General features: G+C 66.4%; 2 protein-coding genes. Both read left to right on the top strand.

The window, feature by feature from the left end; all coding sequences use genetic code 11:
• Nucleotides 1–236 (top strand): aldehyde dehydrogenase family protein (locus BEN48_RS18540; RefSeq protein WP_125932440.1); only part of this gene is annotated, 236 nt, incomplete at its 5' end.
• A partial coding sequence (locus BEN48_RS19990; RefSeq protein ID WP_317043663.1) for a hypothetical protein occupies nucleotides 214–295 on the top strand: 82 nt, incomplete at its 3' end. The genes BEN48_RS18540 and BEN48_RS19990, both read left to right, overlap by 23 nt.

Genomic DNA, 295 nt, shown 5'->3' on the forward strand with positions numbered 1-295 from the left:
TCTTTGCCGACTGCGACCTGGCCGCCGCCGCCGCCACTAGCATCCGCAGCAGCTTCGCCAACCAAGGCCAGATTTGCCTGTGCGGTTCGCGCATCTTCACGGGCGGCACGGCCACCGGCCGGCAGCTGGCCCGCACCGCCGCACCCCTGTTCAAAAAGCTCAGCCTGGAACTGGGCCGGCAAAAACCCCAACCTTGTCTTTGCCGACTGCGACCTGGCCGCCGCCGCCGCCACTAGCATCCGCAGCAGCTTCGCCAACCAAGGCCAGATTTGCCTGTGCGGTTCGCGCATCTTCA

This window comes from Hymenobacter glacialis, from assembly GCF_001816165.1.
GTDB classification, from domain to species: Bacteria; Bacteroidota; Bacteroidia; order Cytophagales; family Hymenobacteraceae; genus Hymenobacter; species Hymenobacter glacialis.